This is a genomic window from Aneurinibacillus sp. XH2 (assembly GCF_001439585.2).
Classification (GTDB): Bacteria; Bacillota; Bacilli; order Aneurinibacillales; family Aneurinibacillaceae; genus Aneurinibacillus; species Aneurinibacillus thermoaerophilus.
In genome coordinates this window covers 3,330,001-3,343,684 of record NZ_CP014140.1, presented here as the reverse complement: position 1 = coordinate 3,343,684, position 13,684 = coordinate 3,330,001, and the positions used below count along the sequence as shown (strand labels likewise).

10 protein-coding genes, 1 tRNA gene and 3 rRNA genes (1 of these 14 cut by a window edge) are annotated in these 13,684 nt (G+C 45.8%); all 14 read left to right on the top strand.

The annotated features are described in order from the left end of the window. Positions 1-16: 16 nt before the first annotated feature. Positions 17-1,045, top strand: a complete 1,029-nt coding sequence (locus ACH33_RS16585) for a ribonucleotide-diphosphate reductase subunit beta (RefSeq protein ID WP_057900440.1) — start codon at positions 17-19, stop codon at positions 1,043-1,045. A 249-nt stretch (positions 1,046-1,294) separates the two neighbouring features. After that, on the top strand, positions 1,295-1,489 hold the full coding sequence (locus ACH33_RS16580) for a hypothetical protein (RefSeq protein WP_057899987.1): 195 nt from the start codon (positions 1,295-1,297) through the stop codon (positions 1,487-1,489). Positions 1,490-1,491: 2 nt separating this feature from the next. Next, positions 1,492-2,079 (top strand): GNAT family N-acetyltransferase, encoded by a 588-nt coding sequence (locus ACH33_RS16575; protein WP_057899986.1) that lies wholly within the window; start codon positions 1,492-1,494, stop codon positions 2,077-2,079. 162 nt (positions 2,080-2,241) lie between these two features. Continuing rightward, positions 2,242-3,045, top strand: a complete 804-nt coding sequence (locus ACH33_RS16570; RefSeq protein WP_057899985.1) for a flagellar motor protein — start codon at positions 2,242-2,244, stop codon at positions 3,043-3,045. Further along, the gene (locus ACH33_RS16565) at positions 3,020-3,790 is read left to right on the top strand and encodes an OmpA family protein (RefSeq protein ID WP_057899984.1); all 771 of its coding nucleotides are present in this window, start codon (positions 3,020-3,022) and stop codon (positions 3,788-3,790) included. The genes ACH33_RS16570 and ACH33_RS16565 overlap by 26 nt, the downstream gene beginning before the upstream one ends. Positions 3,791-4,024: 234 nt before the next feature. Continuing rightward, positions 4,025-5,044: a cytochrome d ubiquinol oxidase subunit II gene (locus ACH33_RS16560; RefSeq protein WP_057899983.1), complete on the top strand. Its 1,020-nt coding sequence runs from the start codon at positions 4,025-4,027 to the stop codon at positions 5,042-5,044. A 154-nt stretch (positions 5,045-5,198) separates the two neighbouring features. Next, entirely contained in the window at positions 5,199-6,983 is a 1,785-nt protein-coding gene (locus ACH33_RS16555) for an N-acetylmuramoyl-L-alanine amidase family protein (RefSeq protein ID WP_057899982.1), read from the top strand. Between the two features lie 240 nt (positions 6,984-7,223). Next, positions 7,224-7,607, top strand: a complete 384-nt coding sequence (gene acpS, locus ACH33_RS16550; RefSeq protein ID WP_057899981.1) for a holo-ACP synthase — start codon at positions 7,224-7,226, stop codon at positions 7,605-7,607. A 63-nt stretch (positions 7,608-7,670) separates the two neighbouring features. Next, entirely contained in the window at positions 7,671-9,239 is a 1,569-nt protein-coding gene (locus ACH33_RS16545; RefSeq protein WP_057899980.1) for a bifunctional ADP-dependent NAD(P)H-hydrate dehydratase/NAD(P)H-hydrate epimerase, read from the top strand. Between the two features lie 46 nt (positions 9,240-9,285). Then, positions 9,286-10,302 (top strand): DUF4367 domain-containing protein, encoded by a 1,017-nt coding sequence (locus ACH33_RS16540; RefSeq protein WP_057900439.1) that lies wholly within the window; start codon positions 9,286-9,288, stop codon positions 10,300-10,302. A gap of 422 nt (positions 10,303-10,724) precedes the next feature. Next, positions 10,725-12,265 (top strand): 16S ribosomal RNA (locus ACH33_RS16535). Positions 12,266-12,402: 137 nt separating this feature from the next. Next, positions 12,403-12,478: transfer RNA gene (locus tag ACH33_RS16530), tRNA-Ala, on the top strand. A 7-nt stretch (positions 12,479-12,485) separates the two neighbouring features. Next, positions 12,486-12,600: ribosomal RNA gene (rrf, locus tag ACH33_RS16525) — 5S ribosomal RNA — on the top strand. Between the two features lie 152 nt (positions 12,601-12,752). Then, positions 12,753-13,684 (top strand): 23S ribosomal RNA (locus ACH33_RS16520); it runs 2,004 nt beyond the window's last position. The 16S, 23S and 5S rRNA genes sit together here with 1 tRNA gene alongside, the layout of an rRNA operon.

The following is a 13,684-nucleotide window of genomic DNA, read 5'->3' as shown; positions in this document are numbered from 1 at the left end:
AAGGGGAACGGAAATGCTGCAGCAACAGAAAGTTTTTGAGACAAACGCTCCAAACAAGTCAAACAAAATCATTAATGGCAAGTGTTCTGGGGTATTAAACTGGGACGATATCCGACACCCGGCCATGTATAAGCTGTACAAGGTGTTAATTTCCAACCACTGGATTCCGTCCGAGATTCCGATGAACAAGGACAAGCAGCAGTTTTCGGAATTGACACCGATCGAGCAGGACGCTTTTAAGAAAATTATCGGGCTTCTTGCTGTTTTGGATAGCATGCAGACCAATTTTGTGACCGATGTTGGGCAATACTTTACAGATTCCTCTCTGGTGGCAATTGCCGCTATTATTAACCAGCAGGAAGTGATTCACAATCAATCGTATTCTTATGTGCTCTCCAGCCTGGTTGATTACCAGACTCAAAAAGACGTATTTGAATACTGGAAACATGACGAGGTGTTGCTGGAGCGAAATCTTTTCATTGCAGACATGTACCAGCGTTTTCGGGATCAAAAAAGTCCTCAGACTTTCTTCGAGGGGCTTGTCGCTGACATGATTCTGGAAGGAGTTTTCTTCTACAGCGGGTTTGCTTTTTTCTACAATCTGGCTCGTCACCAGAAGATGCTGGGAACCAGTCAGATGATTAGCTACATTCAGCGGGACGAGGCTCAGCATACGTTCTTTTTCGGAGAAGTGTTTCAGCTTCTATTGAACGATTATCCTGAGTTAAATACAGAGAAAAACCGCGCCTTTGTGTATCACAAAATGCACCAAGCGGTTGAATTGGAAATGAAATGGGCTCGTCATGTTCTGACAGGAGTCGAAGGTATTGATTTTGAAGAATTTGACCGTTATATCCGGTTTATTGTAAATAAGCGATTGTCCATGATGGGGCTTGAGAAAGCGTATAAGGGAGTGGATAATTGCATGCCGTGGATCCGGCCGTTCTCAGATGAAGCCCTGAACCAAACAAAAACGGATTTTTTCGAGGGAAAATCCCGCACTTATGCCAAGGTAACGAAAGAGAACGGTTTTGATGAGTTGTAAAGATGGTTAAATCCCTGAGTTTTAGAACCAATCTCCTTTATTTTTGAAGTTTTATTGCTCCTTTGCTTTTCTTTGATTAGCTAGGAAGGGAAAGTCTGGTGTCACGGAAAGTACTTGACCCTAGACTTTTCCCTATCAAGTCGCAGAAAAACTTGTTCTGCAAACAATTTTGACCAAATAATAGAGCGGCATTAGTAAACAGAAAATTGAAAATGTTAAGGATGAAAAGGGGACAGGGAGGGAAAGATTATGCATTTACAATTTAGTGAAGGAATGCGAGTAGAACGGTTTGACGGGATGCAAGGACAGGTGCTTGCGGTTTACGAACTTTTTCTCATTGTGTTGTGGGAGGATCAGCAAATCGGTGAATATCATCTTGTGGATGATTTGCCGCCGTATTACTTGTATCCCATTGATAATTATAAAGATGAAAGTTGGGAATAAGTATGCGTAACGATTATGAGGGGATTACATTTATTTCAGTATTTTCAGCACAGCAACTGATTTATCCGTTTCATTCAGGTTTGGCTTGTTTCCGTGAGCCGGGTGAGCAATGTTCATATTTGCGGGGAGTGCTGGAAGAGACAGCTATGCAAATTTCCGCAGCTGTCCATCATAACCAGATTGTTGGATATGCCACACTTTTGCCCCCTGATTCGGAGGAGCGCTGGAAAGCGCTCCCTTATATTAGAATGATGGGGGCTTTAGAGGTGGCTCCCTCGTATCGCCGTCAAAAAATTGCTCGTCGTATTTTACAGCGTTTATTTGCTGATGCCAGAGATATTGAAAATCAGATTGTACTTGCTCTTGAATATTATTGGCATTGGGATTTAAAAAATAGCGGTGTTGATGTGTATGAATATAAAAGAATGCTAAAACGCTTGCTTGCGTCAGCGGGCATGGAAGAAGTCTATACGGACGATCCTGATATTCAGGCGCATGCTGCTAATTTTGCTATGGCGCGTATTGGACGTAATATTTTAGCTGAACAAATGCAGGAATTTTTTTATCTCGCGAATCCTCGCGTATGGTAGAAGTATCGCTGTCAAAACCCCGGATATCGATAGGTAAAAAATCTCTTTTTTACTTTAGTCCTATCTTGCTCAAATAGTCTTGATTTTGTCTCATTTGTGCCGATACATATATAAGAACATTGTAATGAAAAGAGAACTATCGAGAGAAATAGGGGATGTCAAATGGATTTAGCCTCAATTATCGGAATTCTTGTAGCTTTAGCCGCTGCGGCGTTCGGTTTTTTCTATGATGGAGGAAATCTGAATCTCCTCTGGAGCGCGTCTTCATTTGTACTGGTTCTTGGTGGAACCATGGGAGCGGTCATTCTTTCGCTGCCTACGAGCGAATTGAAAAAAGTGCCCAAGCTCTTTAAGAAACTGTTTACTGAACAGAAATTGGATTATATGGGCCTGATTAACCAAATGGAGCAATTGGCAGGGAAGGCACGTCGTGAAGGATTGCTTTCGCTTGAGCAGGAGATAGAAAAGATCGATAATCCTTTTATTGTAAGAGGATTACGTAGTGCGGTTGACGGGGTCGATCAATCGATCATAGGAGAAATGCTGGAGTATGATATTTCTGCTATGGAAACTCGCCATCAGCACGGCGCCAAAATTTTTGAGAACGCGGGCGGTTATTGCCCCACCATCGGGATTTTGGGAACCGTTATGCATATGGTAGTGATTATGACACATTTGAATGAACCAGAGTCATTGGGGCCATCCATTAGCGCTGCTTTTCTTGCCACGCTTTATGGGGTGGCGTTTGCAAACTTATTCTTCTTTCCCTTTGCCGAGAAGTTGAAGGCAAAGTCAAAAGATGAAGTGCTTTATTTGACAATCGCCCTTGAAGGTATCATTGGTGTGCAGCAAGGAATGAACCCGGTTGCGTTACGTGAGAAGCTGCTTGTCTTCCTTTCTGAAGCGCATCGGAATACAAAGGCGGGCGGTGAAGAAGCACATGTTCAGAAAGAGGCAGAAGCATGATAGTCATGTTAATTTAGAGCGTTGGCTGATATCCTATGCTGACTTTATCACTTTATTGTTTATTGTTTTTCTTATTCTTTTTTCTATGAGCGCGGTTGACGCGAAGAAATTCCAGGCTTTGCGGGAATCATTTAGCCAGATAACAGGATCGGGTGCTTCACTTGTAATGCCGGCGCCCGGCTCAGCTGCGCTTTCTTCGGCAAACATAAATACAGGGAAGGAAAAGAAAAAGAACGAAGTTCCATCCGAACAAGAACGGTTTGAACAAATTAAAGAAAAAATGGAGCAATATACGCAGGCCAAAGGCTTGGATAAAAACGTGAAAATTAACATAGACCAGAACGGGATTAACGTAACGATTACTGGAACCGTTTTGTTCGCGATTGGCGATGCTACGCTGCAACCGGAAGCGAAGAAGGTTATTAAGGATATGTTTAATTTTATTAATTCTATCGACAATCCGTTGCGGATTGAGGGGCATACGGATAATGTTCCGATTCATAACGCACGATATCCTTCTAACTGGGAGCTTTCTGCCGCTCGCGCTATGAATCTAGTTCGTTATCTTGCGGAGGAATATAAGATTAAACCAGAGCGTCTTTCAGGCGCAGGTTACGGTGAATATCACCCGGTAGCTCCGAATGATACGCCGGAAAACCGAGCTAAAAACCGCCGAGTGGAAATTATGATTTTAAGTTCAAAAGCGGCGGCCGCGGACGCGCAAAAACCACAAAGCAAGCCATAAAGCAGGTGTTTTCTTGGGACGCCTGCTTTTTTTCTGCCCTGACTGATGCCATTTGGTGGCATAATATATCAAGAACTGCCGTTTTTACCACGCTTAAAGTGATGTTCCTGCTATAATTGTGATTGGAGAATAGATGGTATAAAAAAAGGTGGTAAAGTTTTCCATTGCTCGAGAAAAGTATGATACGGCTAAAGTTCAAAAAGCGAGGCACTAGAATAGGGAGGGAGAAACGGTATGTCGTATGAAGCCATTGGGATTTCAGTACTGTGGACGTTTTTATACGGATATTTAATTGTTGCCTCCATTGATTTTGGTGCCGGCTTCTTCTTTTTTTACGGAAAGTGGAAAAAGAAAGATCATATTATAAATGGTATTATTGCCCGTTATCTTTCCCCTGTCTGGGGGATAGCGAATGTTTTTCTTGTTTTCTTTTTTGCCGGACTCATCGGTTTCTTCCCAGATGCTGCAACCTATTATGGCGCAGTATTTTTGGTACCAGGGAGCGTTGCGCTTATGTTATTGGTTGTACGCGGATTTTTCTATGCGCTTGCCCATTTTGGTGCGCGGGAAAATCTAAGTTATTTATTCATTTACGGAATTACAGGCCTGTTAATTCCCGCATCTTTATCTACCGTTTTTACGATTTCAGAAGGGGGATTCATTACGGAGCAACCAGAAGGATATATGGCATTTACGCCGGGCTTGCTGTTTACCAGTCCTTATTCATGGGCGGTAGTTCTTCTGGCAATTGTTAGTGTGTTGTTTATTAGCACTAGTTTTCTTACGTATTACGCTAATAAGGTCGGGAACACTGAAGCAATGGAATTGTTGCGTCGTTTCGCACTCTTTTGGAGCGGTCCGACCCTTCTGGCAAGCGTAATTGTATTTATAACACTACGTGCTCACAATGCTTGGCATTTTGGTCAAATGATTGACGTCAGCTGGATGTTTATTGCTTCTTTGCTTTTTTTTGTAATTGCTGTCTATTTTATCGCCCAGCGTCAGGCGCTGGGGACAGCGTTTATTATGGTTATGTTGCAGTTTGGATTCGCATTTTTTGGTTATGGAGTATCCCATATGCCTTATCTGCTGTACCCATATTTGATGATTCGTGCCAGCGTTACCAGCTCACAGTTGGGACTTTTGCTTGTGGTTGCGTTCATCATAAGTCTTTGTCTTTTAATTCCAGTCTTATACTTTTTAATGCGCTTTTTTCTCTTTAATGGAAATCATCCAAAAAGGAAATTGAAGTAAGTTTTATCTTAGAAACATGCGGCCTTTTTGTATGGGAAAATTGTTCAATCTTAGAGAAAGAAGTAGTACAATGAGAGAAAATGCTTCCAATAAATATGTTTATTTGTCGAAACGAGAGTAGAAGTGTAAAACTATGGAGAAAGAGAGGATATGGATGAAAAAAGCGTGGCGGAGGATAGGGATATTTCTTTTTCTTTTGCTAGGCGTATGGTCTGCTACCGTTCAGGCTGCTTCTAATGCCTCGATTCAATTGTGGATGAATGGCAAACGGATAAAACCGGATGTTCCTCCCCAATTGATAAACGGCCGTATGCTTGTACCGATTTATATTGTGCAGGAAGGCATGGGAATGAAAGTTGAATGGGACGCGAAAACACGCCGGGTGACCGTATCAAATGGCAACAAAAAAGTGGAGTTAACGATTCATTCCAAAACGGCACGTGTGAATAGTTCAAATAAAAAACTTGATGTAGCTCCGGTTATTATTAGCAATCGGACGTTTCTTCCTTTCCGGGCTGTAGGAGAATTGTTGGGGATGGAAGTCGGCTGGGAAGAAAAGACGAAAAGCGTTATTTTGAACAATCCTGTACAGCTTCGCATAAATGGACAAGCTGTCGCTGCCGATATATACAATCATAACGGTACATATTTTGTCGATGCGCAAAAAATTGCTGCATCTACCGGATATACTATAAAGTCGCAAAAAGATAAGGTTGTGTTTATAAAAGACGGGGAAGCAAAAACAGTGTCTGCGGGTTTATACAAAAAAATTGATAACAAAATTACAGTGCCGTTATCCTTTCTTGCAGAACTTGTTCATGGCACGGGCAGCTGGAACGCGAGTAAGACTATCTATACTCTAACGTCTCAGGCGGAGCGCCCGGCATCGGAGGAGCAGCCCAAGAAGCCGGAAGCAAAGCCGGAAGCACCAGCTAAAATAAAGGTAACGGGGATTAGCCAATCTGGAAATGTATTAGAAATTAAAACAATTGGAAAGCCCCGAGCAAAAGATCAAGTCATGAAAGCACCGTTTCGTATTGTAATCGATGTGCAGAACGCGCAGTTAGCGATTGCGTCACCGCTTCCGCTTAACGGAGAGGCGAATTCCGCAATAAAAGAAGTACGGTATAGTCAGTTTTCTCCAGATACAGTTCGCGTAGTGATGGAATTGGTCGGTTCGGCGAAGTATGACTTGGTTTCGAATCAGGATGGCATTCAAGTAAGGTTGAAAGATGTACAGTATCCGCAGCCTCCGGTACCTGTCCCCCCAGCAACGCAATCACCGGATGTTCCGGCTGTTATTGAACCATCTAATGGTGGCGAAGGTTCTGTGACAAGTCCGTCCGAAGACAATGTTAATACACCGACTTCTGTACCACCAGTGGCTCGGTTGTCCTCTAAAGAAAAGGTGAAGATTGTTGTTGATGCGGGCCATGGCGGTACCGACTCGGGAGCGGGAGGTAACGGCCTAAAGGAGAAAGATTTGACGCTAGGAATAGCGCAACGTTTGGCTAACAAATTGCGGGCAGATTCCAAGTTTCAGGTTATTATGACGCGCGAGGGAGATACGTATCCCACCTTGGCAGAACGTGTAGAATTGGCAAACAAGGAAAATGCTGATCTGTTCATTTCTGTTCATATCAATTCGGCCACTTCGGCGAGCGCCAAAGGAACCGAAACGTATTATTACACCGAGAAGAGCAAAGAATACGCCCAAACAATACACAAGTACTTTGTAGAAGCTACCGGGTTTTATGATCGAAAAGTAAAAACAGCAAAGTTCTATGTTATCAAAAATACAAAAATGCCAGCTGTTTTAGTTGAAGTCGGATTTATTACCAACCCGACGGAAGCGAAGGAAATGGCAAAAGACGAATTTCAACAACGCGTGGCGGATGCATTGTACACCGCTCTCCGCGAATATGTAGAACAACATTAGTTTTTACAAGCAGCCAGTCCAGTGAAGGACTGGCTGCAATTTTTTTAATGTGCAAGAAACAGAGATATTGATGATCAATAATACGCCTTTGCTTCCTTTACGTCTTTTGCCTTTCTGCCCGTCACCGAAGCGTAAAAAAGCGAAGCAGTGGTTGTGGCTTCAGTTATGAGCATGGCGTAGATGATGTGTTCTTGCTGGCAATCACTTATAATGATAAAAAACGAGGGGAAGGAAGAACGCATGATTATCGGTATGGGCATTGATATTGTAGAACTTGACCGCATTAGAAAAATTCTTGCAAGGCAAGAAAAAAGCTTTCTGAATCGTATTTTCACGGAACGGGAGATTGGGTATATACCGGAAGCGAAAGCAAGAAGAGCTGAATTTGTGGCAGGGCGCTATGCGGCAAAAGAAGCGATTGCCAAAGCACTGGGCACGGGCATTGGTAAACGTTTTTCGTTTCGAGATGCAGAAATTATCCCCGAAAATGGGGGAAGACCGATTGTTGTAATAAGAAGTAGTTTCCTTCATGACATTACTGGATACAGCGAATGCTGTTGCCATTTATCGATTTCGCATAGTGAGCAATACGCGGTTGCCCAGTGCATTTTAGAGAAGCGGTAGACTTGTCTGCATATCGGCGGATGGCCGGACATACATATATAACGCGGGTTAGGAGGGAATGATATGTACGTGGTGAGCGCACAGCAGATGCGTGAGATTGACCGGTTCACCATTGAGCAAATCGGTATTCCAAGCCTCGTTCTCATGGAAAACGCAGGGGTTGCAGTCGTCAGGGAAGTGGAAAAACGGTGGCCTTACGGCAACATCGTTATTCTTGCAGGGCCCGGAAATAACGGTGGGGATGGATTGGTTGTTGCACGTCATTTGATGAACCGAGGGCGCGATGTTTCGGTTTGGTTATTCGGAGAAGAGAACAAGCGAAGCGAAGATTGCAGACGTCAAGTGGACATGTTGCTGAACTGTGGTTATACCATACGCGAATGGCGGGAAGGACAAAATGAAGCACTAAAGGCAGATATGCGTAAAGCGCGCGTCATTATTGATGCCTTGTTAGGAACAGGCACACGAGGAGAGTTACGTCCTCCTTATCCTCTTGTAATTGAACAACTTCAGCAATGTGAGAGTAAAGTAGTGGCGGTTGATATTCCAACAGGGGTAGACAGCGATACAGGGAAAACGTTGCAACATGCGGTTCAAGCCGATCTCACGGTAACATTCGCTTTTCCGAAGTGGGGACATTTTTTGTATCCGGGCGCAGCTTATGTTGGTGAATTGGTAGTAGCTGATATCTCTATACCTTCACGGGCGACGAGTGAATTTGTGTTGAAAGATCAACTGCTTACGGCTGAAGGAATGCAGAAGAAATTGCCCCAGCGTCCGCGCTTTTCACACAAAGGAACGTATGGTCATGCGTTGATAATTGCAGGTTCAAAAGAGATGACAGGAGCACCTGTACTTTCTGCGGCTGCCGGGCTTAGGACGGGCTGCGGTTTATTAACGTTGGCGATCCCGGAACCGGCGTTGCCAATCGTGGCCGGTAAAATTAACGAGCCTGTCTTCTGGGAATGGCCGGCTGAATCAGGACACTTTGCGTGCGGGAGTTATGCTTTTTTAAAGCAGCGTGTTTCTTCATTTGACGTTGTGGCTATCGGTCCAGGTCTAGGTAAATGGACAGGAGGGAATCAGTGGCTTAGCGAAATTATTCGCATGGTTGATGTGCCGCTTATTTTGGATGCTGACGCTTTGAATTTACTTTCCGAAGACCTTTCCATCCTTCGCGCTAAGAAAAGTCCGGTTATTTTGACGCCTCATCCGGGAGAAATGGGCAGATTATGCGGATGCAAAACGGCAGATGTTGAAAAAGACAGGGTCGGTTATGCGCGTGAATTTGCCCAAAAGTACCAGGTTTACGTGGTACTAAAAGGAACATACACTTTAATCGCCACTCCTGATGGTAGGATTTTTGTAAACCCGACGGGAAGCGCTGCACTTGCCAAAGGCGGTAGCGGAGATGTTTTGACAGGAATGCTGGCGGGAATGCTGGCACAAACCGAAGATATAGAATCGGGCATTCAGTTGGCTGTGTTTATCCATGGACTGGCTGGCGAAATTTGTGGTGCAAAGTCGATGTACGCCACATTGGCGGGCGATATTATCGACGCGATCGGGCCGGCGCTTCAAAAACTGTCGTTTGCAGGCGACTCATTTCGTACAGATTTCCCAGGAAATTGACATGGGATCCCTCCTTTGTCGAAAAAAAGGCGAAGGAGTTGAAAACTTGAAACGCGTTTTTTCATTGTTTGTTTTATTATCGCTGTTATGTCTGGCTCTGGTCGGTTGCGGTTCGAAGTCATCCGAAGATGTAGCAGGGGATTTAGCGAAACAAGTGGAAAAGATGTCAGGGTATAAATCTAGAGCATCTCTTTTACTGCAAACCGGCAAGACTCCTCAGGAATATGAAGTGGAAGTATGGTATAAAAAGCCAAACTTTTATCGGATTGCTTTAACGTCGAAGCAGCGGAACATTACGCAGATTATTTTGCGGAATGAGGAAGGAGTCTTTGTTTTAACTCCACATTTGAACAAAAGTTTTCGTTTTCAAAGCGAGTGGCCTGAAAAGCATGGACAGGTTTATTTGTATGAGTCGTTGGCAAAAAGCATTGTAAATGACACAGCAAGAAAGTTTCAAGGTGAAGGAGAAAACTACACTTTTGAAGTAAAAGCCGATTACCAAAATCGTTCGCTTACAACCCAAAAAATTGTTTTAAATAAATCTTTGGAGCCTGTACGCGTTGACGTAATGGACAGCAATATGAACTCAATGATAACAGTACAATATAGTTCTTTTGAGTTAAATCCGAAATTTGATAAAGATGCTTTTGACAAAGAACGTAACATGCAGGCGGCAATTTTGGATTCAGTGCCGGTTGTAGCAGATGCTACTGCCAGAAAGCATGAGAGTAGCTTTGGGCTTATTGAGCCGATGTATCTTCCTAAGGGCGTATCGTTAAAAGGAATAACAAGAGTAAAAGATGAAGATGGCTACCAAATTGTTTTAAGGTATCAAGGAACGTATTCTTTCAATATTATGGAAAATAAATCTCAGGCAACGACTGCAAGCTTTGTGACAGGAGATCCTATAGACCTGGGCTACACCATCGGGATAATGACTGGTGATGCTAAGAAAACGTTACGCTGGGATCATGATGGAGTAGAATATACATTGTCTGGAGAAATGCCGCAAGAAGAAATGATTGAGGTTGCAAAATCCATGTTTAATCAGGTTGGGAAATAAGGGTGGTAAGCCGCCCTTTTTCTTTTAAAAAAGTAAAAAATAATAAAAGGTGTTGACATACAGAAAGACCCTGTGATAGATTATTTCTTGTCGCTGTAACGAGGCAAAAAACTTGCTTTCAAAGTTTGCTTTGTTATAATGAACCTTTTCATAACAACACAACAAGAAATCAACATAAAAGCAGCAAAAAAAGTTGTTGACAAAAATCTTAGGTTATAATAAGATAAAAAAGTCGCCGCTAAAAAGAGGCGAAATAAAAGAAGTTCCTTGAAAACTGAACAGTGACACTCGTTTGTGTGCGAGGTAAATATCCCGTGAAAGTGAAGGTCAGCTTCAAAGTTGATTTCAGGCACTTTTATGGGGCCCGAAAAACATTCTTTCTTTATGAGCTAGCTTACGAGCTTGCGTATCAACCTTCAACTTTTTTGGAGAGTTTGATCCTGGCTCAGGACGAACGCTGGCGGCGTGCCTAATACATGCAAGTCGAGCGAACCGATGGAGTGCTTGCATTCCTGAGGTTAGCGGCGGACGGGTGAGTAACACGTAGGCAACCTGCCTGTACGACCGGGATAACTCCGGGAAACCGGAGCTAATACCGGATAGGATGCCGAACCGCATGGTTCGGCATGGAAAGGCCTTTGAGCCGCGTACAGATGGGCCTGCGGCGCATTAGCTAGTTGGTGGGGTAACGGCCTACCAAGGCGACGATGCGTAGCCGACCTGAGAGGGTGAACGGCCACACTGGGACTGAGACACGGCCCAGACTCCTACGGGAGGCAGCAGTAGGGAATCTTCCGCAATGGACGAAAGTCTGACGGAGCAACGCCGCGTGAGTGAGGAAGGTCTTCGGATCGTAAAACTCTGTTGTCAGGGAAGAACCGCCGGGATGACCTCCCGGTCTGACGGTACCTGACGAGAAAGCCCCGGCTAACTACGTGCCAGCAGCCGCGGTAATACGTAGGGGGCAAGCGTTGTCCGGAATTATTGGGCGTAAAGCGCGCGCAGGCGGCTTCTTAAGTCAGGTGTGAAAGCCCACGGCTCAACCGTGGAGGGCCATCTGAAACTGGGGAGCTTGAGTGCAGGAGAGGAGAGCGGAATTCCACGTGTAGCGGTGAAATGCGTAGAGATGTGGAGGAACACCAGTGGCGAAGGCGGCTCTCTGGCCTGTAACTGACGCTGAGGCGCGAAAGCGTGGGGAGCAAACAGGATTAGATACCCTGGTAGTCCACGCCGTAAACGATGAGTGCTAGGTGTTGGGGAGTCCACCTCCTCAGTGCCGCAGCTAACGCAATAAGCACTCCGCCTGGGGAGTACGGCCGCAAGGCTGAAACTCAAAGGAATTGACGGGGACCCGCACAAGCGGTGGAGCATGTGGTTTAATTCGAAGCAACGCGAAGAACCTTACCAGGGCTTGACATCCCGCTGACCCCTCCAGAGATGGAGGTTTCCTTCGGGACAGCGGTGACAGGTGGTGCATGGTTGTCGTCAGCTCGTGTCGTGAGATGTTGGGTTAAGTCCCGCAACGAGCGCAACCCTTGTCCTTTGTTGCCAGCATTCAGTTGGGCACTCTAAGGAGACTGCCGTCGACAAGACGGAGGAAGGTGGGGATGACGTCAAATCATCATGCCCCTTATGTCCTGGGCTACACACGTGCTACAATGGACGGTACAACGGGCGTGCCAACCCGCGAGGGTGAGCCAATCCCTAAAAACCGTTCTCAGTTCGGATTGCAGGCTGCAACTCGCCTGCATGAAGCCGGAATCGCTAGTAATCGCGGATCAGCATGCCGCGGTGAATACGTTCCCGGGTCTTGTACACACCGCCCGTCACACCACGAGAGTTTGCAACACCCGAAGTCGGTGAGGTAACCTTCTGGAGCCAGCCGCCGAAGGTGGGGCAGATGATTGGGGTGAAGTCGTAACAAGGTATCCGTACCGGAAGGTGCGGATGGATCACCTCCTTTCTACGGAGTCTCGGCACGCAATGAGCCTTCACTGTTCATTTTTGAAGGAACTTCGTTCCTACAAAAAGAAAATATGAAGACGACCGATGAAAACATACAATGTTTTGTTGGAATGTCGGTGTTTTCATTTGCATTCTGGGGGCATAGCTCAGCTGGGAGAGCGCCTGCCTTGCAAGCAGGAGGTCAGCGGTTCGATCCCGCTTGCCTCCACCATACGATGTCTGGTGACGATAGCGAAGGGGTCACACCTGTTCCCATCCCGAACACAGAAGTTAAGCCCTTCAGCGCCGATGGTACTTGGGCGTATGCCCTGGGAGAGTAGGACGTTGCCAGGCTGGAATGAACGTATCTTTTTTGTTTGTGGGTTTTGCCTGTAAACAAAAAGTACGTACTCATTCTAAACCCATCATAGAAGTTGTACCTTGAAAACTGGATACAGAAGAAACACGCGCAAAACAAGGATTCCATAAAAGAAACCCTTCAATGTGGTTAAGCTACGAAGGGCGCACGGTGGATGCCTTGGCGCCAGGAGCCGATGAAGGACGTGGCAAACGACGAAACGCTTCGGGGAGCTGTAAGCAAGCGTTGATCCGGAGATGTCCGAATGGGGAAACCCACTTCCCGTAATGGGGAAGGACTCCTGCCTGAATCCATAGGGCAGCGAGAGGCACACCAGGGGAACTGAAACATCTAAGTACCCTGAGGAAGAGAAAGCAAATGCGATTCCCTTAGTAGTGGCGAGCGAACGGGGAACAGCCCAAACCGGAAGGTTCGCCTTCCGGGGTTGTAGGACACTCTATACGGAGTTACAAAAGGATGAGGTAGAAGAATCGATCTGGAAAGGTCAGCCATAGAAGGTAACAGCCCTGTACTCGAAACTTCATCCTCTCCTGAGTGGATCCTGAGTAGGACGGGACACGGGAAACCCCGTCTGAATCCGGGAGGACCATCTCCCAAGGCTAAATACTCCCTGGCGACCGATAGTGAACCAGTACCGTGAGGGAAAGGTGAAAAGCACCCCGGAAGGGGAGTGAAACAGAACCTGAAACCGTGTGCCTACAACTAGTCGGAGCACTGTCTATGTGTGACGGCGTGCCTTTTGTAGAATGAACCGGCGAGTTACGGTTGCGTGCAAGGTTAAGGCGGATAGGCCGGAGCCGCAGCGAAAGCGAGTCTGAACAGGGCGCATGAGTACGTAGCCGTAGACCCGAAACCGTGTGATCTACCCATGTCCAGGGTGAAGGTGCGGTAACACGCACTGGAGGCCCGAACCCACGCACGTTGAAAAGTGCGGGGATGAGGTGTGGGTAGCGGAGAAATTCCAATCGAACTCGGAGATAGCTGGTTCTCCCCGAAATAGCTTTAGGGCTAGCCTCGGACGCCTGTACCGGAGGTAGAGCACTGATTGGATGCGGGCCC